The organism is Flavobacterium frigidum (genome assembly GCF_048286795.2).
The window spans coordinates 1-26,430 of record NZ_JBLVPT020000010.1 but is presented as its reverse complement, the minus strand read 5'-3'; the positions used below and the strand labels follow the sequence as shown (position 1 = coordinate 26,430).

Genomic DNA, 26,430 nt, shown 5'->3' with positions numbered 1-26,430 from the left:
AAGAAAATAATGCTAAATTTCATTAAACTAAATTAAAAATTTAGATCTATAAAAAAGCCTATACAAAAGTGTAGGGCTTTTCAAACTAATCAAACATCAACTTTAAACCAACTTTTATTGTTTTGGTAATACAACTGTATCAACCACGTGAATCACTCCGTTAGATTGGTTTACGTCTGCAATTGTAACTTTAGACTTTCCACCGTTCTCATCAGTAATAATTAAATCTTTTCCTTGCATCATTGCTACCAAGGTTCCGCCACTTACTGTATTTAATGTTGCTTTTCCTTTTCCAGCTTTAATTGCTTTTGCAATATCTGAAGCATTCATTTTTCCTGCAACAACATGGTACGTCAAGATAGTTTGTAACGTTTTTAAGTTTTCTGGTTTTAATACTGTTTCTACAGTACCAGCTGGTAATTTATCAAACGCTGCATTTGTTGGGGCAAAAACGGTGAATGGTCCTTTACTTTGTAATGTTTCTACTAAACCAGCTGCAGTTACTGCTGCAACAAGCGTAGTATGATCTTTAGAATTTACAGCATTTTCAACAATATTTTTAGAGGGATACATTGCTGCTCCGCCTACCATTACTGTTTTTTGAGCGTATGATGTTGCTCCAAATACTAAAGCCATAAATGCAATTGATAAAAATTTTCTAGTTTTCATAAAATTTGTTTTTATAAGTTATATAAAGTCATTTACGCTCCTTTTATGATTATGGTTTTAATAAAAAATACAATAAAAACCTATATTGAATTCAAAATGCTAAAAATCAGTATTTTATAAATTAAATACGAAAAAAAATTAGGACTTTATTAACAACCGTTACCTATTTTTAATACCTTAGAATATCAATTTTAAAGCTATGAAAAACCTACCTGAAAAAATTAGAAGTAAAAAATTTGAGTCTAGAGTAGATTTAACCGCTATGGTTAGTGTGTCATTTCTTTTGATAGTGTTTTTTATGGTCACTATTGATTTGGCAAAGCCTAAAGGTATTGGTTTGGGTTTACCCGATAAAAATCCTGAATGGGATGGTAGAATAATTTGTGGATCAGGTACAGAAATACGTACGATAACCATTTTAATAGACAACAACGACAAGTTAATAAGCTATCAAGGCTTTTTATCCTACCCGATTGAAAAACCAAAAACACTATCCTACGACGAAAATGGAATTCGTCAAGAACTTCACAATAAAAAGAAATCAATTCAAGAGTTTTACGGTAATACTTCAAGAGGACCAATTGTTATCATAAAACCGAGTAAAAAATGCAACTATAAAAATCTAGTTGATATTCTGGATGAAATGGCCATTGCTAAAATTGATACCTATAGCATCATTTACGACTTTACACCTGAAGAATCTCAGTTATTAGCCGCTAACTAGAAGTATGTTACAATTATTTATCTCAGAAATTTAAAGACTATCTACTATAGTTGACAACTGAAAACTCCTTTCCTAGCCCTGATAGCAGCGTAAATCCTTTCTCTTCCTGAACTTGTTTCAGGATCCTGAAACAAGTTAAGAACGAAAAAGATTGTAGCGAATAGCAGGGCACGAGCGATAGCGAACTGACGAAGTAAAAAGCTCTTAGAAATATTAACGCATAAAAAAAGTCCCACATTGCTGTGGGACTTTCTATTTATAAAAAAACGGAGAATTATTTTTTCTCTGATTTTTCCATTTTAGCTTTCAATGCAGCTAACATATCATTGTTATCTCCTAAAGTTGCAGCTGGTGCATTTGTAGAAGAGTTAGATGATGTGTTTTCTGAAGCTGATTTCACATTTTTCTCTTCTTCTTCACGGAAGATAGCAGTGTGAGATGCAACTACTCTTTTGAATTCTTTGTTGAATTCAATTACTTTGAAATCAGCAGTATCGCCTTTTTTCAATTTCTTTCCGTCTTCTTTTTCAAGGTGACGAGTTGGAATGAAAGCAACGATATCATCTCCGAATTCTACAGTAGCTCCTTTGTCAACAATTTCAGAAATTTCACCATTGTGGATAGTTCCTACAGCGAATGAATCTTCGTACTGATCCCAAGGGTTAGCAGTAGTTTGTTTGTGACCTAAAGATAATTTACGTCCATCAACATCCAACTCTAATACTACAACGTCAAGTTTTTCACCAACGTTTACAAATTCAGATGGGTGTTTGATTTTCTTAGTCCAAGATAAGTCAGAGATGTAGATTAATCCATCAATTCCTTCTTCTAATTCTACGAAAATTCCAAAGTTTGTAAAGTTTCTAACGATACCTGTGTGCTTAGAACCTACTGGGTATTTAGCAGTGATATCAGTCCAAGGATCTTGAGACAATTGTTTGATACCTAATGACATTTTACGGTCATCTCTATCTAAAGTTAAGATAACAGCTTCAACAACATCACCAACTTTTACGAAATCTTGAGCAGAACGCAAGTGCGTAGACCAAGACATTTCAGAAACGTGGATTAAACCTTCAACACCTTCAGCAACTTCGATGAAAGCACCGTAATCAGCGATTACAACTACTTTACCTTTTACTTTGTCTCCAATTGCTAATTTAGCATCTAGAGCATCCCAAGGATGAGCGTTTAATTGTTTCAATCCTAATTGTATTCTTGTTTTTTCGTCATCGAAATCAAGGATTACAACATTTAATTTTTGATCTAATTCAAGAACTTCAGATGGGTGGTTGATTCTAGACCAAGAAAGGTCAGTAATGTGAATCAATCCATCAACTCCACCTAAGTCAATAAAGACACCATAAGAAGTAATGTTTTTAACAACACCTTCTAATACTTGTCCTTTTTGTAATTGACCGATGATTTCTTTTTTCTGGATTTCGATATCCGCTTCAATAAGCGCTTTGTGAGATACAACTACGTTTTTAAATTCGTGGTTAATTTTCACAACTTTAAATTCCATCATTTTGTTTACGTACACATCGTAATCTCTAATCGGCTTAACATCAATTTGAGATCCTGGTAAGAACGCTTCAATTCCGAAAACGTCAACGATCATACCACCTTTAGTTCTGCATTTTACAAAACCATTAACGATTTCTCCTGTTTCGTTAGCCGAAATAACTCTATCCCATGATTTGATAGTACGTGCTTTTCTGTGAGATAAAACCAGTTGACCAGTTTTGTCCTCACGGATGTCGATTAATACTTCAACAGTATCACCTACTTTTAATGCTGGGTTGTAACGGAATTCGTTTAATGAAATAACACCTTCCGATTTTGCGTTGATATCAACGATAACGTCTCTATCTGTAATTCTAACAACTACACCATCTACCACTTCTTCTTGATCAGTAGCGATAAATGTTTTTGAAACTAGTTCTTCGAATTCTAATAAGTTTTTCTCATCAACAGCATCAATACCTTCTTCGAAATTGTGCCAGTTAAAATTTGCTAAAAACTCTTCTTGTGATTTTACTTGTTCAGACATGCTGATTAAAAATTTGTATTCTGTATTCTCTCGAGTTTCTTAATGTGCTAGAAAACAACAGAAGTTGTTTGTATAACTAATTAAACCCTTAAGGAAACTCTTATTCACCAAAAGGACTGCAAAAGTAACACATTTATATCAAATTGCAAAATAATTATGCAGCGATAATTGTTTGAAAATCAGGAGCAAGCATTTTTGATGTTTTTATGACGATTACTCCCGCTTTTCGTTACAATCTCCCGATAAAATCGGGAGGATTTCCACTTCACTCGGGGCTATTTAGCTTCAATTGGTTTTTCAGCATAAAAAAACCCGATATCTCATAAAAAATATCGAGTTCAATTTAGTTAAATCCAGTCTTAATGACTAACATTTTCAACATCTATAGGATTGTGTTTGTGCTTGAACAAAACAGCAAAAGCAATTGCAATTACTAACGCGTAAATAGCAAAAGCCAGCCAAATGGTATGCCAGTCCTTCATTAAAATTACTTTGCTGAACAATCCATCAGCTCCAATTGAATTACCTTGACCAGTAACAAACTCTACCATTTTTGAATTTGTCGTTTCAGTTTCCAGAAAACCAGCTAACTCAGTAGTATTGTTAAATGATTTAGTAAAGTATTTATCAATTGCCCATCCCGAAGTAAAACTTCCCAAAACGGCACCAAAACCATTGGTCATCATCATAAACAAACCTTGCGCTGAGGAACGATTTTTTGGATCGGTATTCGTTTCAACAAATAAGGATCCTGAAATATTAAAGAAATCAAATGCCATTCCATAAACTACACAAGACATAATAATCATCCATAATCCGCTTGTTGGATTTCCGTAAGCAAACAATCCAAAACGCAATACCCAAGCCAACATACTAATCAACATTACTTGTTTGATTCCAAAACGCTTTAAGAAGAATGGAATCGCAAGAATAAATAAAGTCTCTGAAATTTGAGAAATTGACATGATAATCGTCGAATATTCTACAACAAAGGAATCAGCATATTTGGGGAAATTCTTGAATTCATCCAAAAAAACATCTCCATAAGCGTTCGTTAGTTGTAACGCTCCTCCCAAGAACATCGAAAAAATAAAGAACAAAGCCATTTTATAATCAGCAAATAATTTAAAAGACTCAAGTCCTAATGTTTCCATAATGGAAGCATTTTCTTTAGACAATCGTTGTGGTTTACATTTGGGTAATGTGAAAGAATAAATCCCGAGTACAACTGCGGCTAAACCTGCAATGTAAAACTGATATTCAGTCGCTTTATTCCCCGTTAGATTTGTGATCCACATCGCTACAATAAAACCGATTGTTCCCCAAACCCTAATTGGTGGAAAATTCTTGATTACATCCTTATTATTTAATTTCAATGCATTGTAGGAGATAGAATTGCTTAAAGCTATAGTAGGCATATAAAAACACATTGCCAAAAGCATAATATAAATAAAGGTTTCAGGAGTAGCTACTTGCGGAATATAGAATAAAACCCCAGCATATAAAATGTGTAATACTCCGTATAATTTTTCAGCATTAATCCATCGATCTGCAATAATTCCAGTTAATGTTGGCATGAATAAAGATGCAATTCCCATAGTTCCAAAAACCAATCCAAATTGAGTTCCGTCCCAACTTTTTGTGCCAAACCAATAATTTGCAATGGTAATCAACCAAGCTCCCCAAACAAAAAACTGGAGAAAACTCATTATGATCAATCTATTTTTAATTCCCATGAGATGAATTGTTTTTTTCACTTTAAAAAATTTACAAGGCGTAAATCTACCATTAAAAATGATATCTGCAAATAATTATATAGTTTTAGTGATTTCATTGACCAATTCTAAAACTTGTGCGAATTGTTCCTCACGGCTCAAATATGAATTGTCAATTTCAATTGCATCTGCCGCCATCACCAATGGTGAATCTTCACGGTGCGTATCTATATAATCGCGTTCTTCTACATTTTTGAGTACTTCATCATATGTTACGGCGTCACCTTTGGCTACCAACTCATCATATCGTCTTTGTGCTCTGGTACTTGCGCTTGCAGTCATAAATATTTTAAGTTCCGCATCTGGAAAAACTACGGTACCAATATCTCTTCCGTCCATTACAATTCCTTTGTTTTTACCCATTTCTTTCTGTTGCTCCACTAGTTTGGAACGAACTTCAGAAACTTCTGCAATTTTGCTCACAAAACTAGAAACTTCAATAGTTCTAATTTCTGTTTCAACACTAACCTCATTCAAATACATTTCAGCAAAACCCAAATCACGATTAAATTTGAAATTTAATTTTATACTTGATAAACTATTGATTAAGGTTTCTTTGTCAAAAAAATCGGTAGTTATGTATCCGTTTTGCATCGCAAATAAAGTTACTGCACGGTACATTGCTCCGGTATCAACGTAAATATATCCTAGTTGATTTGCGATCTGTTTGGCTAACGTACTTTTTCCCGTAGAGGAAAAACCGTCAATTGCAATGGTAATTTTTTTCAAAATAATGTATTTAATTTTTAATAATTAATCAACTCGACTTGCCATTGGTTGATTTAAGCACTTATTCTTGAAAGTTAATGGTTAAACCAAAAAGACTTGTGTTTCCAGCTAATGTGTATCTGGAATACGAATAATTAAATTTTAACTTATTCAATTTAAGTCCGAAACCTAGCGAAATCCCCGAAAAATTACGTTGCTCTTCCAAGCGCAATTCCTCAGCTCTTCGAAAATTATATCCCAAGCGCAAATTAAATGCTTTTTTGGGAAAAAGCTCCACTCCTACAATGACATGTCGCAACGCATTATTCACAAATGAAACCTTCTCTTCGGTTGATTCTCCATTAAATGAAGAAGTAGTTCTAGCTGGATTTGAAAAAGCAATATTCCATTGCTGTACGTTTTCTAGTGTAAGATGCCAACGAATAGGTACATTTTCTAGTTCTTGCGAAACTCCAGCAATTATCTCGAGTGGTAATTTTTCACGAGCACCATTGTAAGTAGAAAATTGAGTTCCTATATTTCGAATTGCCAAACCCCAATTGACATCATTTTTTTCATCAATAAAAAGCGCTCCAACATCTATAGCACCTCCTAATGAATTATAACTTTCTAAAGTTGATGAAATTAATTTGGCACTTGCTCCTACATGAATGTCGGTATTCGGAATATTGTAAGCATACCCAAAAGACAACGCTATTTCACTACCTGTAAAGCCTGATGTAGCCTGACCATTTTCATCGTAGCCTTCAAAATTACCATAATTTACATAATTTACTCCAGCTTGAAATGTTTGCAAATGCCGGTCGTATGTATAGGCATACGATGCCGTTCCATAAGTTACTTCCTTATAATAACTTCCGTAATTTAATGCCAAATGGTTGTCCATTTCAGGATTTATTGTCGCAGGATTAAAATGAGCTTGATTGACATCATTATCATAAATTGTAATTACTTTTCCGCCCAGCGCTGCTTGCCTAGGAGAAGTTACTAGGTTTAAAAACTGATACGTATACTTGCCTCCTATTTGACTGTAAGTCACAGAGCAAATGAAGATTATAAGGTATAATAAAAGTTTTTTCAACATGCTTTAAGGTCCAACTTGTGTGAGGTAAAACGCAATTGCGAAGATAAAATTATAAATTTAAAAAAATCAAAAAAAGAAATTCCAAATTCCAAAACTTAAAAGTCAGTATTGGAATTTGGAATTTAAGAAGTTGGAATTTAGTTTTCTCCTAAAGCGTTTTTGCATTTTTAACCTTTTGATCGGTTAAAGCAAATTGCAATACTTCGCTCATTTCTTTTACATAATGAAACGTAAGCCCATCAAGATACTCCGATTTTATTTCATCGATATCACTTTTATTTTCGTGACACAAGATAATTTCTTTGATGTTGGCTCTCTTCGCAGCAAGAATTTTCTCTTTAATTCCGCCAACTGGCAACACTTTTCCACGCAACGTGATTTCACCTGTCATGGCTAAGTTTTTCTTCACCCGTTTTTGTGTAAACAAAGAAACTAATGAAGTTAACATGGCAATTCCAGCACTTGGACCGTCTTTTGGTGTAGCGCCTTCTGGAACGTGCAAGTGAATGTTGTATTTAGAAAGAATCTCGGAATCTAATCCTAAAAGCTTCGCATTCGCTTTAATATATTCCAAAGCTATTGTTGCTGATTCTTTCATTACTGTTCCTAAATTTCCAGTAATGGTCATAGATCCTTTTCCTGGAGATAGCAATGATTCTATGAACAAAATATCACCGCCTACTGATGTCCAAGCCAAACCTGTAACTACTCCAGCAACATCATTGTTCTCGTATTTATCTCTTTCTAATCTTGGAACACCAAGTGTTTTTACAATATCCTCGTCTGTTACTTTCTTATTGTACTCCTCTTCCATAGCAACTGATTTAGCTGCATTACGAATTACTTGAGCAATTTTAGCTTCAAGACCTCGAACACCAGATTCTCTAGTATATCCTTCAACAATTTTTTCTAATTGTTTTTTTCCAATAGTCAAATCCTTGGTCGTTAAACCATGTTCTTTTAATTGTCTTGGAAACAAATGCTGACGTGCAATTTCTACCTTTTCTTCAATTGTATAGCCTGACATTTTGATAATTTCCATTCTGTCTCGCAAAGCAGGTTGAATGGCCGCCATATTATTAGACGTTGCAATAAACATTACTTTAGACAAATCATACCCCATTTCTAGGAAATTATCATAAAAAGAATTGTTTTGTTCCGGATCTAAAACCTCTAGCAAAGCCGAAGAGGGATCGCCTTGATTGCTATTGGATAATTTATCAATTTCATCCAAAACAAAAACTGGATTTGACGTTCCTGCTTTTTTCAAGCTTTGAATAATTCGTCCGGGCATTGCACCAATGTAGGTTTTTCTGTGTCCACGAATCTCTGATTCATCACGCAAACCACCCAATGAAATACGCACATATTCTCTACCTAAAGCTTCTGCAATAGAACGACCAATAGAAGTTTTACCAACGCCTGGAGGTCCTGTTAAGCAAATAATTGGCGATTTCATATCGTTACGCAATTTTAAAACTGCAAGATGTTCAATCATTCTTTTCTTTACTTCTTCCAGTCCAAAATGATCTCTGTCTAAAATTTTCTGCGCACGTTTTAAGTCGAAAATATCTTTAGAGTATTCGTTCCAAGGTAAATCTAGAAACAACTCTAGGTAATTTCTTTGAATACCAAAATCAGGAGCCTGCGGATTCATGCGACGCATTTTTGACAATTCTTTATCAAAATGCTTTTTAGTTTTATCATCCCATTTTTTGGTCAAAGACTTTTGTAGCATTTCGTCCATTTCTTCCTCTTGGGAAACACCACCTAGCTCTTCTTGAATGGTTTTCATTTGCTGATGCAAGAAATATTCACGTTGTTGTTGATCTAAATCAAAACGAACTTTTGACTGAATATCATTTTTTAATTCAAGTTTTTGCAACTCGATATTCATATATCTTAGCGTCTCTAAAGCGCGTCCTTTCAACTCATTAATAGCCAACAAGTCTTGTTTTTCTTTAACAGACAAATTCATGTTAGAAGTAACAAAATTGATCAAGAAGGATTGGCTCTCGATATTTTTGATAGCAAAGGTCGCCTCACTAGGAATGTTTGGACTTTCTTTGATAATTTGAATGGCTAACTCTTTAACTGAATCCAAAATAGCCAAAAACTCGGTATCATTTTTTTTCGGTCTTTTCTCAGGAACCTCTTTAATTTTTGCTGTTAGATATGGTAGTTCCTCAATAACAGTATCAATTTCGAATCGCTTTTTACCCTGAAGAATAACCGTAATATTTCCATCAGGCATTTTTAAAACTCGCAAAATTCGAGCAACAGTACCTATGCGGTGAATGTCATTTTTAGTTGGATCTTCGTCTTCTTCGTTAATTTGTGCAACGACACCAATTGTTTTTCCAGCGGCATTGGCGTCATTAATTAATTTGATTGATTTATCGCGTCCTGCAGTAATTGGAATAACAACACCAGGAAATAAAACCATATTTCGCAACGGTAAAATAGCCAATAATTCGGGTAAAGCCTCGTTGTTCATTTCCTCCTCATCTTCAGGAGTCAATAGTGGAATTAAATCTGCTTCCGAATCAAATTCTTGAAGTGACAGATTGTCAATAGTAAGTATTTTATGATTTGACATAGTATTATTTAAGTCTTTTTGTCATTAAAAATTGCAACTTTTAAGCAAATATAAGGTTTCAGAATATTCTTTTTAAATAAAATCATTGTTTACTTCTTATAATTTGCAAAACTCTAAAATAGTCAATCACTGTGCCAAAACACAATCACTTTGTGCTATATCCCATTCAAAACAACTTTTTTTGGTTGTAGCAAGAGCAACCAAATAAAACAATTTTAAACAGGTTAAAAGAAAAAATGTACATTAGTTTTATAAAACTGTAACAAACGAGAAAATAACAAGTCCTTACAATAAACTAAAATAAACTGTTTGAGTTTCACCAACTACACCATCGAAAAATTAATTGTGCTTTGCCAGCAAAAAAATCAAAAAGCACAATGCGAGGTTTACAATCGCTACGCAAAAGCGATGTTTAATGTTTCGCATCGAATTGTAAAAGATGTACATTTTGCAGAAGATGTTATGCAGGAAGGTTTTTTAAAAGCATTTACTAAAATAAATGATTACAAAAAAGAAGTGGTCTTTGGGGCTTGGTTAAAAAGAATCATCGTGAACTGTAGTATTGATTTTTATAAAAAAAACAATCAATTTAAACCCGAAGATTTTGATACTACGCTTTATAAAATTGAAGAAAATGATACCGCTTCAATAGAAAGTTCAAATTTTAATGAACTCAAAGTAAAACAAATTTTAGAGACTATTAATACACTAAAATACAATTACAGAATGGTTTTGACCTTGTTTTATATTGAAGGATATGATCAAGAAGAAATAGGCGAAATTCTAAATATTAGTTATGCCAATTGCAGAACTACACTAAGTAGAGCCAAAGATTGTTTACGTAAAAAACTAGAGGAAATATGAAAAAGGAAAATAAAAAACTGGATCAATTATTTGAAAAATATGAAAATGAATGGGACATCGAAATCCTTGAAGCCAGTCATGAAAAACGATTTCTAAAAAAATTGAAGCCTGAAAAATCAAATTGGAAACGCTTTGTTTCTATTGGTATCGCGGCTTCTATAATTATCATGCTAGGGCTTTCTATTTTCAATACTACACCTAAAAAAATGGAAGACTTGCGATTTGCATCACAAGAAACAAAACAAACCGATTCTATTTTTACAATTTTAATAGAAAATGAATTAGAAAAAATTAAGGAAAAAAAGTCTCCAGAAAATGAAAGAATAATTGCAGATGCACTCCAGCAAATGAGAACTTTAGATAGTGATTATACCAAAATAATTAAGGAATTAGAAACCAATGGCGAGAGCAAACAAATTATTTATGCAATGATTAGCAATCTTCAGACGAGAATTTCTTTTTTACAAAATGTTCTGTTACATATCGAAAACACTGAAAAATTAAAAACCATATCAGATGAAAAAACAATTTAAAATAGTCCTATTATTGGCTTTAATACCCTTTTTAGGATTTTCAAATGAAGCTGACTACATTCATTCTAAACAAAAAATAATCAAGAAAACGTATTTCGTAAATTCGGATGCGGGTCTTTACATCGATAATTCATACGGTACTATTTCTGTAAGCACTTGGGACGAAGATAAAACCGAATTGGATATTGTAATAAAAGTGAGTGGTGACAACGAAAATTGGGTGAACCAACGCTTAACCGATATTAATATTGATATCGTTGCGCTGAAAGGATTGATTACTGCAAAAACAATTTTGGGAAACTCCAGTTATAAAAGTAATGGTAAAAACAATAATTTTCAGATTAATTATACCCTAAAAATTCCAAAAAATGGAAGTGTAAAATTGCATAATAAATACGGGAACATCACTACCTCAGACTTGTTTTCTGAGGCAGAAATTAAATGTAAATATGGTAAAATTGCATTAGGTAGTTTATCTGGAAACTCTAATAATGTACTTGTAGAATATTGCTCTAACTCGACTATTTCATATCTAAAAAATGCCAACATCGTTGCAAAATATTCGAACCTAAAAATTGGAGAAGTCATAAAACTTGACTTGACTTCTGATTATACTGATATCGAAATTCAAGAAAGCGATGCTATCAAATACAGCAGTAAATATGGAACTATCAAAATTCAAAATGTAAAATCCTTGGATGCAAGCGGCAATTATTTAACGCTCAAAATTGGTGAACTATCCAATACTTTAAAACTGTCGACCAAATACAGCAATGTAACTATTGGAACTATTAGTGCAAAAGCCAATAGTATAGCTATTGCAGCGGGTTACACAGGATTAAACATTGGTTTTGATGCTAATTTTGCTTTTGATTTTAATGTATCTGTAAAATATGCTAGTTTTAAACATGACAATGAATTAGAAATAGATTCAAAAGAGGACTCTAATAACTTGAAAAAATACAGTGGTTTCTACAAGAAAAAAGGAGTAAACAACATCACTATAATATCAGATTACGGAAATGTAACACTCCTAAAAAAACAATAACTCTAAAACTTTAATCATGAAAAAATCAATTAAATTATTTGTTAGTTGCTCGCTATTACTGACTACTATGACTTATGCACAATGGTCATCCAATCAAAAAATAAAAGGAAACGGGAAATTTATTACTGAAAATAGAAGTACCGCTTCTTATGATGAAATCGCAATTACAGGATTTTTGATGTAGAATTAGTTGCAGGAAAAGAAGGAAATATAACTGTAAAAGGAGAAGAAAATTTAGTACCATTCATAAAAGTTGAAGTAGTCAATCAGGTATTGAAAATTTCAACTGAAAAGAACAAATACTTTACCTCTAGCAAAGGAAAGCAAATTGTAATTGTTGTTCCCTTTGAAAGCATAACTCAGGTTTACTTGACTGGTTCAGGCGATGTGATTACTAAAAACAGTATTAAATCCAAAACATTTGCAGTCAAACTAATAGGTTCGGGTGATATGAAGTTAGGAATAGAATCAAATGATATTGAAATTAATTTGAGTGGTTCTGGCGACATACAACTTAGTGGAACCACAGTAAATTTAGATACGAATCTAAATGGATCTGGAGACATTGATGCAGCCAACCTGAAAGCAACAAATGCTAAAGCAACTGTATCTGGATCAGGCGATACCATTATTTATTGTAGCGATAGCCTTTACGCCAGAGTTTCAGGTTCAGGAGATATTGATTACAAGGGAAACCCAACTAAAAAAGATGTTAAGGTGAGCGGCTCAGGAGCTATTTCAAAAATATAAATTAGCAAATAGTTCAATTACTTAAAAGGTGTTTCATTAATTTAAAACACCTTTTTTTGGTACTCTCTTTAATAAAAAAACTGCAGTCACAAAGAATACACCAAGAAATACAATTGCTAACCTTGGGCTTCCCGTAATTTGATCAATTACTCCATATACAACCATTCCAATAACAATTCCGATTTTTTCAGCAACATCATAAAAACTAAAAAAGGAAGCGGTATCTTGTGTTTCCGGTAATAATTTAGAATACGTTGAGCGTGATAAAGCTTGAATTCCGCCCATTACAAGCCCAGCTATACTTGCCATAACATAAAAATGGATTGGTAAAGTAATAAAAAATGCAAGTGCGCAAAATATTGCCCAAATACAGTTAATTACAATTAATGTTGGAATATTTCCAAATTTTTCTGAAGCTCTTGAAGTAAGAACTGCACCTAGAACCGCAACTAATTGTATTATCAAAATACAAATGATTAAGCCTGTTGTGCTTTCAGCTTTTGATGACCAAGCTATTTCTTGTGCACCAAAATAAGTGGCGACTAACATCACCGTTTGTACAGCCATACTGGACACAAAAAAACTTCCTAAATATCGTTTCAATGCAATGTTTTTGTTCAATAAGTTCCAAACTTTCTTTAATTCTTTAAATCCATTAAATACGACATCACGAGTAACTTTACGATCGCTATTTTTATTTCCTTTTGGTAAGAAATAATAGGAGTACTGACTGAAAAGTACCCACCACACACCAACCATTACGAAGGAATAGCGCATGGCTTTCATAGCGGCTTCGCCATCTGTTCCTGTGATACCAAAAAGTTTTGGTTTCATAATCATGCCCAAATTAATCACTAATAAAATGACACTCCCAATGTATCCTAGCGAATATCCTTTTGCACTAATACGATCTTGCTGTTCTGGATAAGCTATATCAGGTAAGTAAGAATTATAAAAAACGAGGCTTCCCCAATACCCAATCAATCCAAAAAAGTAAAACGTCAATCCGATGTAAATGTTTTCCAAATTAAACCAGTACAAACCCATACAAGACAAGGCTCCTAGGTAACAAAAAAATTTCATAAATGATTTTTTATCTCCAACATAATCTGCAATTCCGGACAATAAAGGCGAAAGAAAAGACACAACAAGAAATGCAAGAGCCGTCACAAAACTTATTAGGGCTGAGTTTTTGAGGTGCATACCAAAAACATCAATGTAATGATCTCGCTCTGAAAATAAAGCTTCATAAAAAATAGGAAAAACTGCAGAGGCAATGGTAAGGGTATAAACAGAGTTGGCCCAATCATAAAAAGCCCAAGCGTTCAATAATTTTTTACTTCCTTTTTCTAATGTAGCCATATTATTTTTTTTGCTACGAATTTATTTATTTTTTAGTTAAAATGAATTAAAAACTAATGATTAATATGTTAACAAATAATATAAGGAGAATTAGTCTTTAATTAAGTCTAAATCAAAAAAAACAGGCTATTCTCATAAAGGATAGCCTGTCATTAAATAATATTGTTCTGTAAATTACTTGTAAATAACTCCAACCTTAGCCGCTAAAGCTTTAGCTTCAGGTATTAATACTTTTAAGTTAGCCATTCTTGTTGCATCTGAAGGGTGCGTACTCATAAATTCTGGAGGTGCTTGCCCTGAAGATTTTGCTGCCATTCTAGACCAGAACGTAATTGATTCCTCCGGATTGTATCCTGCAATTGCCATCAAAGTAAGACCAATTTTATCTGCTTCGGTTTCGTGATTTCTACTAAAAGGTAGCATTACACCAAACTGAGATCCTAATCCATATGCTTGACCCCATATTTGTTGGGTTTGTTCACTTTTACCTCCAGTAGCTACTGCTACTCCTACAGCTCCTACTTGTTGCAATTGTGAAGCACTCATTCGTTGCGCACCGTGATCTAGCAATGCATGCGAAACTTCATGTCCCATTACAGTAGCCAGACCAGAATCATTTAATGTCACAGGCAAAATACCGGAATAAACAACAATTTTTCCTCCTGGCATACACCAAGCGTTCACTTCTTTATTGTCAATCAACTTATATTCCCAACGGTAATCATTTAAATATTGCGTCTCTCCTAAATACTTTAAATATTTTTCAGCAGCAGCTCTAATTCGCATTCCCACTGCTTCTACTTTTTTAGCTTCAGCAGTTCCAGTAATTACTTTATTTTCCTTTAAAAAAGTACCATATTGTTGGAAAGAACTAGGAAACAATGAAGCATTAGAAACAAAATTCAGACTTTTTTTACCTGTTATAGGATTTGTTGCACAAGAATAAACTAAACCTAATGCAAAAATCCCCACTATAAAATGCTTTTTCATAATTTTATTATTTGTTATTTAACAAAAATACTTTTATTGGAAACATTTATACTTACATAATTAAATGTAAAAGTATCAATTTTATTTGTTATTCTCCAGATATGTGCAAAGCCGTAAACTCCTTATCGACAATTAAATATCCTGATATTTCTAAAGTATTTACATCAAATGATACTTCTACATTATCGATTTCGATCATTTTGACTTTAAAGGGTAAACCAATTAAATTGATCTTATACTTCGAATAATTGGTGTCGTACTTCCCTTCTTTATGCAACTGAATATTTAATTCCTTTTCTTTACCTGTCGCTTGGAATGACAGGAAGCTATACCTTCCTTTTTTGTAGTCATATCCATCTTGTGCATCTTCATAAACTACAGATTTTTCTTTTCCTTCTTTGTAATAAACATCTAAAGTAAGCTCTTCAAACTCTAATTCTCCAACGTATTGCTGCACTGGATATTTAGGAATAACAGCTCCTGCTTTTACAAAAATCGGAATCTGGTCAAATTTTGTATCCACCCAAATTTCCTTACCACCTTTTACCTGTTCATTGGTCCAGTAATTATACCAAATACCACGAGGAAGATACATTCTTCTACCAACTGCATTGGGTTCTAAAATAGGACATACCAAGATTTGATTCCCAAAAATAAATTCATCATTTCTATAATGTGTTTGAGTATCTTCTTGATCGAAATATACTAACGGTTTTAGCATTGGAATTCCTTCTTCAATATATTGCCAAAACATGGTATACAGGTAAGGCAACAATTGGTATCGTAAGTTGACAAACTTTCTTGTAATGTCAATCACTTCCTCATCAAAAGCCCATGGTTCTTGGTCTCCATGATCGCCTGAAGAGTGTGTTCTACAAAAAGGATGAAAAACACCCAATTGAATCCAACGTGCATACAATTCCCCAGATGGTTGTTCTGCAAAACCTCCAATATCAGAACCCGTAAAGCCCATTCCTGAAATTGACATACGTTGCATTTGAATATTGGCTATCCACAAATGTTCCCAAGTAGCTATATTATCTCCAGTCCAAGATGATGAGTAGCGTTGCGCTCCTGCATACGCTGATCGCGTAATGACAAAAGGTCTTTTAGGATAGGCAAAACGTTTTACACCATGGTATGTTGCTCTGGCCATTTGCGTACCGTAAATATTATGCGCTTTTCGATGGCTACAAGGATTTCCATCATAATCATGGCGCACATCCATAGGGAATGTTTTGTTGGGAACTTCCATTACTGCGGGCTCATTCATATCATTCCATACTCCTTTTACACCAATATCTGAAATAAGTTCTTTGAATAATCCTGCCCACCATTCTCGTACTGCTGGATTGGTGTAATCTGGAAAGTTACATTCTCCTGGCCAAACTTTGCCTTTCATATAAGGTCCATCAGCTCTTTTACAAAAATAATCTTTCTCTAAAGCCTCTTTATAAACGGAGTATTCTTTATCGATTTTTATTCCTGGATCAATAATTACAACCGTTTTAAAACCATCTTCGGCTAATTCAGCCACCATTCTTTTCGGATCTGGAAAATAGTCTTTGTTCCAAGTAAAACATCGGAAACCATCCATATAATCAATGTCTAAGTACAAGGCATCGCATGGGATTTTTAATTCTCTAAATTTAGCCGCAATGGCTTTAAAATTACTTTCTGGATAGTAGCTCCACTTACATTGATGGTAACCAAGTGCCCAAAGCGGCGGCAATTCTGGCTTACCAGTCAAATCAGTATAGGTTGTTACTACATCTTGCATTTGGGGTCCGTAAATGAAATAATAATTCATTTCTCCTCCTTCTGCCCAATAACTAGTTACGTTTCTTCTTTCGTGACAAAAATCAAAATAAGTCCTAAAAGTGTTATCAAAGAAAATACCGTACGATTGCTTGTTTTGTAATCCTATATAAAAAGGAACCACTTTGTACAACGGTTCCTGATCTTTTTGAAACGCATATTGATCGGTCGCAAAATTTTCCAGTCGCTTCCCTTTCAAATTCATTTGTGTAGCTTTATCGCCAAGACCATAAAAGCATTCTCCATCTTTTGATGCTTTACTCATTTTAACGATATTTCCACCGTACTCATAGCTTTCTTCCCAATGAAAGCCCAATTCATCCTCTAAAATAATAGCATCTTTTAAATCAAAAATAGACAACCTCATGTCTGATTTTTGAATGCAACATTTTACTTTACTAGTTTTAATTTGGTAATATTCTTGATGCTCAGTAACCTCTAGAAAATTGTAACCATGAGAATGACTTTTATCAATTGCGTAAGAAAAATCAGTACTAAAATACCCTTTGGTAGTAAACCGAAAACGAATTAAACTGTCTCTTAAAACCGTAACCTTCAATATTACGCTGTTATCAGTATGGAAATATATAGAATCTACATCATGTTCAAAAGAAACAATTTTTGTGGGATACAAGTCTCCCTTATATTCTAATTCTGTATTAGTTATCATATTTAATGGTATTTATTTAATCTCTTTATCAAAACCAAACTTACAAAAATACTTTGTAAACGGTTATTAATGCTGGTATTATTACCGAAATCGTTGTAGTTATATTGTAAATTTCATTGTTGCTTAAAATGATTTAATTCAGAAATAGATGCCATTGTTTCCAATTTGAAATCCATAAATAATATAATTTATACCCATTTAAAAACTACAACACTTAAGGCAGGTAGTACTAAAGTTATTGAATGACTTCTTCCGTCATAAGGTATTTCTTCTGCAGTTGCTTTATCTGCGTTAAAAATTCCGCTACCTTCATAATTTGCCGCATCACTATTAAAAATTTCTATTAGCTGTCCTTTTTTAGGCAAGCCAATGCGGTAATCTGAACGAACTACTGGAGTGAAATTACAAACAACAATTAGATGCTCGTTTGGATCGTTTCCTTTTCTAATAAATGAAAGTACCGCGTTTTGATGATCTGAATAATTAATCCATTCGAAACCATCTAAACTAAATTGCTTTTCGTGTAATGCTGGGTGCGTTTTATACAATGTGTTCAAATCGGTAATCAATTTTTTCACACCTGCATGATACGGATACTGCAGCAAATGCCAATCTAGACTTCCTTCGAAATTCCATTCATTGCTTTGTCCAAATTCGCTACCCATAAACAATAATTTTGTTCCAGGATGTACAAACATATATGCATACAGTAAGCGCAGGTTGGCAAACTTCTGCCATTCATCTCCCGGCATTCTTCCTGCAATAGATTTCTTTCCATAAACCACTTCATCGTGTGATAGTGGCAACATGAAATTTTCAGAAAAAGAGTATGTCATGGAGAAAGTCAAGTCATTTTGGTGGTATTTTCTGTACACGGTCTCTTTTTGAAAATACTCTAGAGTGTCGTGCATCCAGCCCATCATCCATTTCATTCCAAAACCCAAGCCACCCATGGAAGTTGGTCTTGAAACCATTGGAAATGACGTGCTTTCCTCCGCAATGGTTTGAACGCCTTCATAATTTGAATAAACCGCCTCATTGAATTCTTTCAGGAAACTGATGGTGTCTAAATTTTCTCTGCCACCATAAATATTAGGTTCCCATTCTCCTTCTTTTCTTGAATAATCTAAATATAGCATCGAAGCCACAGCATCAACTCGCAATCCATCGATATGATAATGATGCAACCAAAATAGCGCATTACTAATCAAGAAGGAGCGTACCTCATTGCGCCCATAATTGAAAATTAAACTTTTCCAGTCTGGATGATAGCCTTTTTTTCGATCAGGATGTTCAAATAGATTGGATCCGTCAAAAAACCCTAATCCATGCGCATCATCAGGAAAATGAGAGGGTACCCAATCCAGAATTACTCCAATTCCTGCTTCATGTAATTTATCAATTAAGTACATGAATTCCTGTGGATTCCCAAAACGAGATGTTGGAGCAAAATAGCCCACGAGTTGATAACCCCACGACGGATCATACGGATATTCCATAATAGGCATGAATTCAACATGCGTAAAACCAGTTTCTTTGACATATTTTACTAAATCGTCCGCAAATTCTAAATAAGTCAGAAACCGATTTTCTTCTACATGTCTTTTCCATGAACCTAAATGCACTTCATAAACGGAATAGGGCTTATCTAAACCATTGTGATTCTTGCGCGTTTCCATCCAGTTAGTATCTTTCCATTGGAAATCTAAATCCCAAGCTATGGAGGCCGTGTGAGGTGGCTTTTCGCAGTAAAAAGCAAAAGGATCTGCTTTTTCTGTAATGATGTCATTATTGGTAGACTGTATTTTATATTTATAGGTAGATCCTTGTTCGATATTCGGAATAAATCCCTCCCAAATTCCAGAAGAGTCCCAGCGCACTTCCAATTGATGTTCACCTTGTGTCCAAAAATTAAAATCTCCAACCACAGAGACAGATTGTGCCGTAGGAGCCCAAACTGCAAAATAAACGCCGTCTACTCCGTCAACTGTTAAGAGATGAGAGCCCAATTTTTCGTACAATCGGAAATGTTTTCCAGACTTAAATAAGTCGATATCAAAATCAGTAAAAAGGGAATGCGAAATAACTTTACTCATAAAAAAAACGGTATCTAGCTACTTGATAAAAAATAGAGGATTATTAAAAAAACTGCTTGCAAATTATTTTATAACATAGTTATCTGGTATTACTGCACCTTTTTTAATAACCACAATTCCATCTTTTATGGCATATATTTCATTAGAAAAATCTTCGAGATGTGGACCACCGTTTATATAAACATCATTGCCTATCCTACAATTTTTATCGACTAGTGCATTTTTAATAAAACATCTTTCGCCAATACCTACTAATTGATTGCCGTTGTTAACATCTTCATTCATGTCATCAATATTTTGATAGAAATCATTACCCATAACATAGCAATTTTGAATGATTGTACCTTCACCTATTCTGGATCGAATTCCTATTACTGAGGTGGTAATTTCTTTCGCATTTAAGATACATCCCTCTGAAATTAAAGATCGCTCCACCATTGTTTTTTGAAATTTTGATGGCGGTAATAATCGAGGTCGGGTAAAAATTTTATTTTCGTTATCAAATAAATTGAATTTTGGCAAATCTTCGGTTAAACCGATATTAGCCTCAAAAAACGAATCAATGTTACCGATGTCTGTCCAATACCCTTCGTATTGATAACTTAATATTTTTTTATGTCCTACAGCTTGCGGTATGATTTCTTTACCAAAATCTTTCGTTTCTTTATTAGACATGATATCAATCAACAGTTTTTTGTTGAAGATGTAAATACCCATGGAAGCCAAATAATTTTTACCTTCACGCTTCATTTGCTCACTCACATCTGATTCCCAGTCTGGAAGCAATTCTTTTGCTGGTTTTTCGATAAAAGACTCAATGCAACTTTCAGCATTTGTTTTTAAAATCCCAAATTCAGGAGCATCTTTAGCATTTACGGGCAAAGTAGCAATTGAAATATCGGCTTCATTTTTAATATGCTCTTCTAGCATATCGTTAAAATCCATTTGATACAACTGATCGCCTGATAGAATTAAAGCATAATCAAAGTCATGGTTCAAAAAATGTGGCATACATTGTCGCACTGCATCAGCAGTACCTTGAAACCATGTTGGATTATCAGGAGTTTGCTCAGCGGCAAGAATATCTACAAAAGCATGACTAAAAATACTAAAATTATACGTGTTTTTTATATGTGCATTCAAAGAAGCCGAATTAAATTGCGTTAAAACAAACATTCTATAAATGTCTGAGTTCATACAATTTGAAATAGGAATATCAACTAATCGGTACTTGCCACCTATGGGCACAGCAGGTTTCGATCTCGATTCAGTCAACGGATACAATCTTGAACCTTGTCCACCTCCTAAAATTATTGCAATTACATTTTTCTTTTTAGCTTTCATTTTTTGTTGATTAATAGTTGGTACATTTCTATATATTCTTGGCAAACCCGCTCCCAAGAATGGTCGGCGTTCATACCTCGTTTTATAACTTTGTTTAATTGTTGTTTGTCCCCATATAAATGTATCGCTCTTTGAATAGAGTAGCAAATGTCGCCAACCGTTGCCTGATCGTGACAAATTCCATTTCCATCATCTCCAAAATCAATAACGGTATCGCGTAACCCTCCCGTTCTTCTCACAATAGGAATTGTTCCATAGCGCTGCGAATACATTTGGTTCAAACCACAAGGTTCTACTCTCGAAGGCATTAACAAAAAATCAGAACCAGCATAAATTAGGTGCGCTAATTCTTCATTGTACCCAATAAATGTGTTGTAATTTCCTTTATGCTCTGATAATAAGCCATTCAACTGATTTTCAATTCCTTCATTTCCGGAACCTAAAATTAAAATATTAATCTGCTGAAAATTTTCTGACAAAGCTAACTCCGAAGCTTGTGGTAATAGATCGCCACCTTTTTCTTCTAATAACCGACCTATAAAACTAAAAAGAGGCTTGGTGGGATCTAAATTAAAAAGATCACATAGTTTTGCTTTGTTCTCTTGTTTTCCTTTTTCAAAATTATTTATTGAATAATTAGTTGAAAGCATAGCATCATTAGCGGGATCCCAAACTTCAAAATCAATTCCGTTCAAAATTCCCTTGGACTTGTAGCGCACTAAATTAAACAGTGATTCCAATCCGTTGGCCGAATTATTAATTTCATTCAAATAACTTGGTGAAACTGTAGTTACACTTTGTGCACACTTTACAGCAGTTGCCAATGAATTGATACAATTGTCCCATTCTAAAATTTTTACATGAGCCAAATCAAATTCAGGTAAATAAAACAATTTATCAAAGCCAAATTGTCCTTGATACAAGCCATTGTGAATAGTAATAATTGAGGGAGTGTCTTTTAATTTTGCATATTTATGACCATAAAGCATCATAAAAGGAATTAATCCAGTGTGGTGATCGTGGCAATTAATGACATCCGGAACGTCGGGTCGAGTTAAAATCCAATCCAGAGTAGCAATTTGAATAGATAAAAATCGCTCAATATCATCTTGGTATCCATATACATCTTTCCTATCAAATAACTCAGGAATTTCTACCAGATACAATTCAAATCCTAAAATATCTCTTTTTTCTTTTAAAATATGGAATGGAAAATTAAAACTTCCCAATTTTACATGTCCTAAATGAACACTTTCAAAATCATTTTCTCTTTTAAACTTGGTGTCATAACTTGGTACTACTACTCGAACTTTATGTCCCGCATTATTTTGATATTTTGGTAATGCACCTACAACATCAGCTAAACCGCCTACTTTTGCAACAGGATAACACTCTGCACTGATATGAAATATTTCCATTTATGAAATTTTGATAGTTTTTATTTACTTCTTTATTTGATCTTAAAATTTAATTCAATTGTGTTAATACTTATAAAACCATCTGTAAAAAATACTACTTTTATGTTTTTTTAAATTTACTAAAAAAATTACAAAATAATCACTCGGTTGAAAATTTATTGAAATGACAAAAAACAGTTCTAATACTATACAAACTTTAAAAATTCCTAAAATTATAGTACTAACCAGTAAAGTAATCGCTTTAATATCAACAAAACTAATTACTTTATTTGCCGCGAAACTCTTTACAACGCCTATTAGACATAAAATTCCAAAAAGAGAATTAGGCATGGATCAAAACACGATTCAAAAATTAATTAAAATTCCAGCAATTAATAAAGAAGTTGTTGTTTACAAATATGGTACAAGTGAAAAAAAAATTTTATTAGTGCATGGCTGGTCCGGGCGTGGTACTCAGTTGTTCAAAATTGCAGATGAACTCCTAAAACAACGATACTCAACAATTAGTTTTGATGCACCTGCTCATGGTAAATCTCCTGGTAAAACAACAATCATGGTCGATTTTATCGCTTCAATTCTAGAAATTGAAAAGCAATTTGGACCTTTCGATGCTGCCATTGGACATTCATTGGGCGGAATGTCAATATTGAATGCGATAAAAAAAGGTTTGAAGGTAAATCATGCTGTAGTCATTGGAAGTGGAGATATTGTAGAAGATATTATAGATGATTTTATAGCTAAATTAGAATTAAAACCAACAATAAGTACACTTTTAAGTTTACACTTTGAGAAGAAATACAAAGAAAAAATGAATGATTATTCTGCGTTTTTAGCTGCCAAAGTAACCACCATTCCCGTTTTAGTAATTCACGACAACAACGACGTAGAAGTTCCTGTAAAAGCTGGAATTCATATTCATAACTATTTAAAAAACGGAACATTATTTTTAACAGATGGTTTAGGACATAGAAAAATTTTAGGAAATCAAAAAGTTATAGAAAAAACAGTACAATTCATTCAAAACCTATAAACAGAATTTTAAATTAGAAAATTATGACATATCCTATCGAAAAAACAGAACAAGAATGGAAAGAGCAATTAGGTGAGGAACGCTACAAAATTCTTCGTCAAAAAGGAACCGAATACCCGCATACAGGAACCTATAATTTGCATTTCGAAAAAGGAAGCTATTGTTGTGGTGCTTGTGGAGAGACACTATTTGAAAGTAATTCAAAATTTGATGCTCATTGTGGTTGGCCGTCATTTGATGAATCCATACCAGGTAAAGTACAATACATTTCTGATGTGTCGCACGGAATGAAACGTACAGAAATTTTATGTGCCAATTGTGGAAGTCATCTGGGACATGTGTTTGATGATGGACCAACAAAAACAGGACAAAGGTACTGTGTAAACTCTTTATCTGTAGATTTTAAAGATTAGTACTATTTGATTTTATAACTTTTAATATTAGTTTGAAAGTTTGATTAATCGCTATCTAGAAATGTAAATTTACATCAACAAATAAAGATTCGTATTTACATGCGTTTTCAAAAGCTGTAATAATTTGAGTTTACTTTATCGTGTATTTAGCTATTAATCAAATATTAAGTATATAATTGTATTTGAATTCACTTTTCATTAAATACTCCTAAATAGGTTTAACGATTTAGGAGTATTCTATTTTATAAAAAACGCAGTACATAATTATGGATGTTGAACTTACAATAAAAAGGAAGCTTTTAATGCAGGGATCGATCTTTTTTTTGATACTTGCTCATAAGCAAATCCTAATCCAATCAATTCACCTTCCGTATAAGGCAGTCCAAAAAAAGATAAGCCTACAGGTAAATCATATACTTGTCCACAAGGAATTGTAATATGAGGATACCCGCTTGTCGCAGCTGGTGAAGTCAAAGAATATCCTCCCCACCGATCACCGTAAATAACATCAATACTGCACGCTGGACCCATGGTAATTCCGCAAATAGCGTCAAGTTTATTATCCTTAAATACAGTATTTAAAACGCTTTTACTTCCCTCAAAACTTGCATTCAGTGCTTCGATATATTCTTTACTGTCTAAACCTTTTTTGGCATCAGAACTCTCCAGAGTTTCCTGTTTAAAATATGGCATTGCTTTATCCGCGTTAGCAGTATTAAAGGCAATAACCTCGTTTAAATTTTTTACTTTTGCATTGGCCGAAGATAAATAGCTATTAATACCCTCTTTAAATTCATATTGCAAAACTTCAAATTCTGCTTGACCTGAAGAGTTAATTTTCTCCAAATAGTCTATTTGTACAATAGTAGCACCTTGTTTTTTAAGCAGGTTGATTGCCTCTTCTAAAAGTGCATTGATATATTTATTGTTCCCTTGTGGCTTTTTTTCAATTCCGATACGTTTCCCTTTTAAAGCATTAACTTCTAAAAACGAAGTATAGTCCTTTTGAGTTTTTCCTTTGCTCTCTAGTGTCACAGGATCAGATTCATCAATTGCTGCAATTACACCCAATAATATTGCAGCATCTGTAACAGTTCGCGCCATTGGTCCTGCAGTATCTTGAGTTTTTGAAATAGGAATAATTCCAGATCGACTAACCAAACCAACAGTAGGTTTAATTCCAACAATTCCATTTACCGAAGCTGGACACACAATAGAACCATCTGTTTCTGTTCCTATAGCAACTACGCAAAGATTGGCAGAAACTGCCGTACCAGAACCAGCACTAGACCCACATGGATTATGATCCAAAATATAAGGGTTTTTAGTCTGACCACCTCTGCTACTCCACCCAGAACACGATTGCGTTGAACGGAAATTAGCCCATTCACTCAAATTAGTTTTCCCAATGATAATTGCACCAGACTCTCTCAGCCTTTTTACTAAAAAGGCATCTTTTGAAGCAATATTTCCTGACATTGCTAATGAACCAGCAGTAGTTTGCATTTTATCGGCAGTATCAATATTATCTTTTATTAAAATTGGAATTCCATGTAAAGGTCCTCTATTTTTACCTGCTTTTAATTCTTTATCCATTGCAACTGCAATCGCAATTGCATCTGGATTTACCTCGATAACTGAATTTAGTTTAGCGCCATTTTTATCTATGTTTTCAATACGTTTTAGATATAGGTTCACCAATTGCACGGAGGTATATTCGCCTGAGATTAATTTTTTGCGCAGTCCCTCAATAGTTTCCTCTTCTAGTTCAAATGTTGAGTTCGAATCTTTATCAGAATTTGAATTTTCATCTTTTTTTGCACCTAAGGTGCAACTAGCTATAGATAATGTTGCGAGACCTGCGGAAGCTAAAGTTGCAGTAGTTAAAAATGATCTTCTTTTCATATAAAACATTTGATTTTAATTAATCATACTAAAATACTTTTTTTAAATGAAAGAACAATAAACTTAAATCGGGGTGAGTGTTAAATTTTAATTTAACACCGCTAAGCATTAGTGATATAAACTGAAAAATTAAATTTTTCAAAAATTGCTTTTAGCTAGATTCAAAGAGATCAAAACTTATTTTTGTGAAAAAATATTAAAATCTAATATTAGTAATTCTAAATTCTACACAATATTAAATTCTTTTATCGACCTACTGAAATTTTTAATACATTAGATTACAGTAGACTACTTTGAACTAACTAATATTTATGCTTAATTTTTGCTTCCCCACAGGTTTTAGGATTGATCCCTTTTTAGACTAACTAATATTTATGCTTAATTTTGCTTCCCCACAGGTTTTAGGATTGATCCATTTTCAGTCCATTGCTCTACCATCTGAGCTAAGGTACCATACTTTTAAAAAGTAAATTATACAAAAAAGCCTATCATTTCTGATAGGCTTTTCAAAGAAAGGCGACGACATACTCTCCCACATAACTGCAGTACCATCTGC

The 26,430-nt window shown here is 33.5% G+C and carries 21 protein-coding genes; 8 read left to right on the top strand and 13 right to left on the bottom strand.

The genetic code is table 11. The features are described 5' to 3' along the window. Positions 1-114: 114 nt before the first annotated feature. A complete protein-coding gene (locus tag ACNQGB_RS10915) occupies positions 115-669 on the bottom strand; it encodes a fasciclin domain-containing protein (protein WP_417943904.1) in 555 nt (184 codons plus the stop codon). 199 nt (positions 670-868) lie between these two features. Between ACNQGB_RS10915 and ACNQGB_RS10910 the strand changes: the two genes are divergently transcribed. Further along, the gene (locus tag ACNQGB_RS10910; RefSeq protein WP_417943905.1) at positions 869-1,393 is read left to right on the top strand and encodes an ExbD/TolR family protein; all 525 of its coding nucleotides are present in this window, start codon (positions 869-871) and stop codon (positions 1,391-1,393) included. Positions 1,394-1,667: 274 nt separating this feature from the next. On the opposite strand, the gene rpsA is transcribed toward ACNQGB_RS10910, so the two are convergent. From rpsA to lon, 5 genes are all read right to left on the bottom strand, one after another. Further along, positions 1,668-3,446 carry a 30S ribosomal protein S1 gene (gene rpsA, locus ACNQGB_RS10905; protein ID WP_417943906.1) on the bottom strand — a complete coding sequence of 593 codons (1,779 nt, stop codon included), beginning with the start codon at positions 3,444-3,446 and terminating at the stop codon, positions 1,668-1,670. A gap of 359 nt (positions 3,447-3,805) precedes the next feature. Beyond that, a complete protein-coding gene (locus ACNQGB_RS10900) occupies positions 3,806-5,182 on the bottom strand; it encodes a nucleoside permease (protein WP_417943927.1) in 1,377 nt (458 codons plus the stop codon). A gap of 75 nt (positions 5,183-5,257) precedes the next feature. After that, entirely contained in the window at positions 5,258-5,950 is a 693-nt protein-coding gene (gene cmk / locus ACNQGB_RS10895) for a (d)CMP kinase (RefSeq protein WP_417943907.1), read from the bottom strand. A 61-nt stretch (positions 5,951-6,011) separates the two neighbouring features. Next, complete coding sequence (gene porQ, locus ACNQGB_RS10890; RefSeq protein ID WP_417943908.1) at positions 6,012-7,034, bottom strand: type IX secretion system protein PorQ; 1,023 nt, start codon at positions 7,032-7,034, stop codon at positions 6,012-6,014. Positions 7,035-7,182: 148 nt separating this feature from the next. Beyond that, positions 7,183-9,633 carry an endopeptidase La gene (lon, locus tag ACNQGB_RS10885; protein ID WP_417943909.1) on the bottom strand — a complete coding sequence of 817 codons (2,451 nt, stop codon included), beginning with the start codon at positions 9,631-9,633 and terminating at the stop codon, positions 7,183-7,185. Positions 9,634-9,942: 309 nt separating this feature from the next. Here lon and ACNQGB_RS10880 point away from each other — a divergent pair, with 309 nt between their 5' ends. Genes ACNQGB_RS10880 through ACNQGB_RS10860 form a run of 5 tightly spaced genes read left to right on the top strand, consistent with a single transcriptional unit; the run spans position 9,943 to position 12,828 of the window. After that, complete coding sequence (locus ACNQGB_RS10880) at positions 9,943-10,497, top strand: RNA polymerase sigma factor (RefSeq protein WP_417943910.1); 555 nt, start codon at positions 9,943-9,945, stop codon at positions 10,495-10,497. Next, positions 10,494-11,030 carry an anti-sigma factor gene (locus ACNQGB_RS10875; protein WP_417943911.1) on the top strand — a complete coding sequence of 179 codons (537 nt, stop codon included), beginning with the start codon at positions 10,494-10,496 and terminating at the stop codon, positions 11,028-11,030. The genes ACNQGB_RS10880 and ACNQGB_RS10875 overlap by 4 nt, the downstream gene beginning before the upstream one ends. Then, positions 11,014-12,078, top strand: coding sequence for a hypothetical protein (locus ACNQGB_RS10870; RefSeq protein ID WP_417943912.1), 1,065 nt, complete (start codon positions 11,014-11,016; stop codon positions 12,076-12,078). Before ACNQGB_RS10875 ends, ACNQGB_RS10870 begins: the two co-directional genes overlap by 17 nt. Before the next feature lie 16 nt (positions 12,079-12,094). Then, a complete protein-coding gene (locus ACNQGB_RS10865; RefSeq protein ID WP_417943913.1) occupies positions 12,095-12,262 on the top strand; it encodes a hypothetical protein in 168 nt (55 codons plus the stop codon). Continuing rightward, positions 12,250-12,828 carry a head GIN domain-containing protein gene (locus ACNQGB_RS10860; protein ID WP_472777114.1) on the top strand — a complete coding sequence of 193 codons (579 nt, stop codon included), beginning with the start codon at positions 12,250-12,252 and terminating at the stop codon, positions 12,826-12,828. Before ACNQGB_RS10865 ends, ACNQGB_RS10860 begins: the two co-directional genes overlap by 13 nt. A gap of 36 nt (positions 12,829-12,864) precedes the next feature. Here ACNQGB_RS10860 and ACNQGB_RS10855 read toward each other — a convergent pair whose 3' ends face one another. From ACNQGB_RS10855 to ACNQGB_RS10830, 6 genes are all read right to left on the bottom strand, one after another. Next, positions 12,865-14,190 (bottom strand): MFS transporter, encoded by a 1,326-nt coding sequence (locus ACNQGB_RS10855; RefSeq protein WP_417943914.1) that lies wholly within the window; start codon positions 14,188-14,190, stop codon positions 12,865-12,867. 174 nt (positions 14,191-14,364) lie between these two features. Continuing rightward, positions 14,365-15,180, bottom strand: a complete 816-nt coding sequence (locus ACNQGB_RS10850; protein ID WP_417943915.1) for a M48 family metallopeptidase — start codon at positions 15,178-15,180, stop codon at positions 14,365-14,367. 88 nt (positions 15,181-15,268) lie between these two features. Beyond that, positions 15,269-17,668, bottom strand: a complete 2,400-nt coding sequence (locus tag ACNQGB_RS10845) for a glycoside hydrolase family 31 protein (protein WP_417943916.1) — start codon at positions 17,666-17,668, stop codon at positions 15,269-15,271. A 188-nt stretch (positions 17,669-17,856) separates the two neighbouring features. After that, positions 17,857-19,764, bottom strand: coding sequence for a 1,4-alpha-glucan branching protein GlgB (gene glgB / locus ACNQGB_RS10840; protein WP_417943917.1), 1,908 nt, complete (start codon positions 19,762-19,764; stop codon positions 17,857-17,859). Positions 19,765-19,827: 63 nt separating this feature from the next. After that, a complete protein-coding gene (locus ACNQGB_RS10835; RefSeq protein WP_417943918.1) occupies positions 19,828-21,108 on the bottom strand; it encodes a glucose-1-phosphate adenylyltransferase in 1,281 nt (426 codons plus the stop codon). Beyond that, positions 21,105-22,526 carry a glycogen synthase gene (locus tag ACNQGB_RS10830; RefSeq protein WP_417943919.1) on the bottom strand — a complete coding sequence of 474 codons (1,422 nt, stop codon included), beginning with the start codon at positions 22,524-22,526 and terminating at the stop codon, positions 21,105-21,107. The genes ACNQGB_RS10835 and ACNQGB_RS10830 overlap by 4 nt, the downstream gene beginning before the upstream one ends. A gap of 163 nt (positions 22,527-22,689) precedes the next feature. Here ACNQGB_RS10830 and ACNQGB_RS10825 point away from each other — a divergent pair, with 163 nt between their 5' ends. Continuing rightward, positions 22,690-23,556, top strand: coding sequence for an alpha/beta fold hydrolase (locus ACNQGB_RS10825; RefSeq protein ID WP_417943920.1), 867 nt, complete (start codon positions 22,690-22,692; stop codon positions 23,554-23,556). Between the two features lie 23 nt (positions 23,557-23,579). Further along, positions 23,580-23,969, top strand: coding sequence for a peptide-methionine (R)-S-oxide reductase MsrB (msrB, locus tag ACNQGB_RS10820; protein WP_417943921.1), 390 nt, complete (start codon positions 23,580-23,582; stop codon positions 23,967-23,969). Positions 23,970-24,248: 279 nt separating this feature from the next. On the opposite strand, the gene ACNQGB_RS10815 is transcribed toward msrB, so the two are convergent. After that, entirely contained in the window at positions 24,249-25,874 is a 1,626-nt protein-coding gene (locus ACNQGB_RS10815; RefSeq protein WP_417943922.1) for an amidase, read from the bottom strand. Between the last annotated feature and the right edge of the window lie 556 nt (positions 25,875-26,430).

What these genes read in the sequence shown, in the direction of transcription:
- porQ (WP_417943908.1), bottom strand. Translation starts at nt 7,034, where the DNA reads ATGTTGAAAAAACTTTTATTATACCTTATAATCTTCATTTGCTCTGTG.
- ACNQGB_RS10915 (WP_417943904.1), bottom strand. Translation starts at nt 669, where the DNA reads ATGAAAACTAGAAAATTTTTATCAATTGCATTTATGGCTTTAGTATTT.
- ACNQGB_RS10815 (WP_417943922.1), bottom strand. Translation starts at nt 25,874, where the DNA reads ATGAAAAGAAGATCATTTTTAACTACTGCAACTTTAGCTTCCGCAGGT.
- ACNQGB_RS10865 (WP_417943913.1), top strand. Translation starts at nt 12,095, where the DNA reads ATGAAAAAATCAATTAAATTATTTGTTAGTTGCTCGCTATTACTGACT.
- ACNQGB_RS10875 (WP_417943911.1), top strand. Translation starts at nt 10,494, where the DNA reads ATGAAAAAGGAAAATAAAAAACTGGATCAATTATTTGAAAAATATGAA.
- lon (WP_417943909.1), bottom strand. Translation starts at nt 9,633, where the DNA reads ATGTCAAATCATAAAATACTTACTATTGACAATCTGTCACTTCAAGAA.
- ACNQGB_RS10910 (WP_417943905.1), top strand. Translation starts at nt 869, where the DNA reads ATGAAAAACCTACCTGAAAAAATTAGAAGTAAAAAATTTGAGTCTAGA.
- msrB (WP_417943921.1), top strand. Translation starts at nt 23,580, where the DNA reads ATGACATATCCTATCGAAAAAACAGAACAAGAATGGAAAGAGCAATTA.
- ACNQGB_RS10845 (WP_417943916.1), bottom strand. Translation starts at nt 17,668, where the DNA reads ATGATAACTAATACAGAATTAGAATATAAGGGAGACTTGTATCCCACA.
- ACNQGB_RS10825 (WP_417943920.1), top strand. Translation starts at nt 22,690, where the DNA reads ATGACAAAAAACAGTTCTAATACTATACAAACTTTAAAAATTCCTAAA.
- ACNQGB_RS10855 (WP_417943914.1), bottom strand. Translation starts at nt 14,190, where the DNA reads ATGGCTACATTAGAAAAAGGAAGTAAAAAATTATTGAACGCTTGGGCT.
- glgB (WP_417943917.1), bottom strand. Translation starts at nt 19,764, where the DNA reads ATGAGTAAAGTTATTTCGCATTCCCTTTTTACTGATTTTGATATCGAC.
- ACNQGB_RS10835 (WP_417943918.1), bottom strand. Translation starts at nt 21,108, where the DNA reads ATGAAAGCTAAAAAGAAAAATGTAATTGCAATAATTTTAGGAGGTGGA.
- ACNQGB_RS10830 (WP_417943919.1), bottom strand. Translation starts at nt 22,526, where the DNA reads ATGGAAATATTTCATATCAGTGCAGAGTGTTATCCTGTTGCAAAAGTA.
- rpsA (WP_417943906.1), bottom strand. Translation starts at nt 3,446, where the DNA reads ATGTCTGAACAAGTAAAATCACAAGAAGAGTTTTTAGCAAATTTTAAC.
- ACNQGB_RS10900 (WP_417943927.1), bottom strand. Translation starts at nt 5,182, where the DNA reads ATGGGAATTAAAAATAGATTGATCATAATGAGTTTTCTCCAGTTTTTT.
- ACNQGB_RS10850 (WP_417943915.1), bottom strand. Translation starts at nt 15,180, where the DNA reads ATGAAAAAGCATTTTATAGTGGGGATTTTTGCATTAGGTTTAGTTTAT.
- ACNQGB_RS10870 (WP_417943912.1), top strand. Translation starts at nt 11,014, where the DNA reads ATGAAAAAACAATTTAAAATAGTCCTATTATTGGCTTTAATACCCTTT.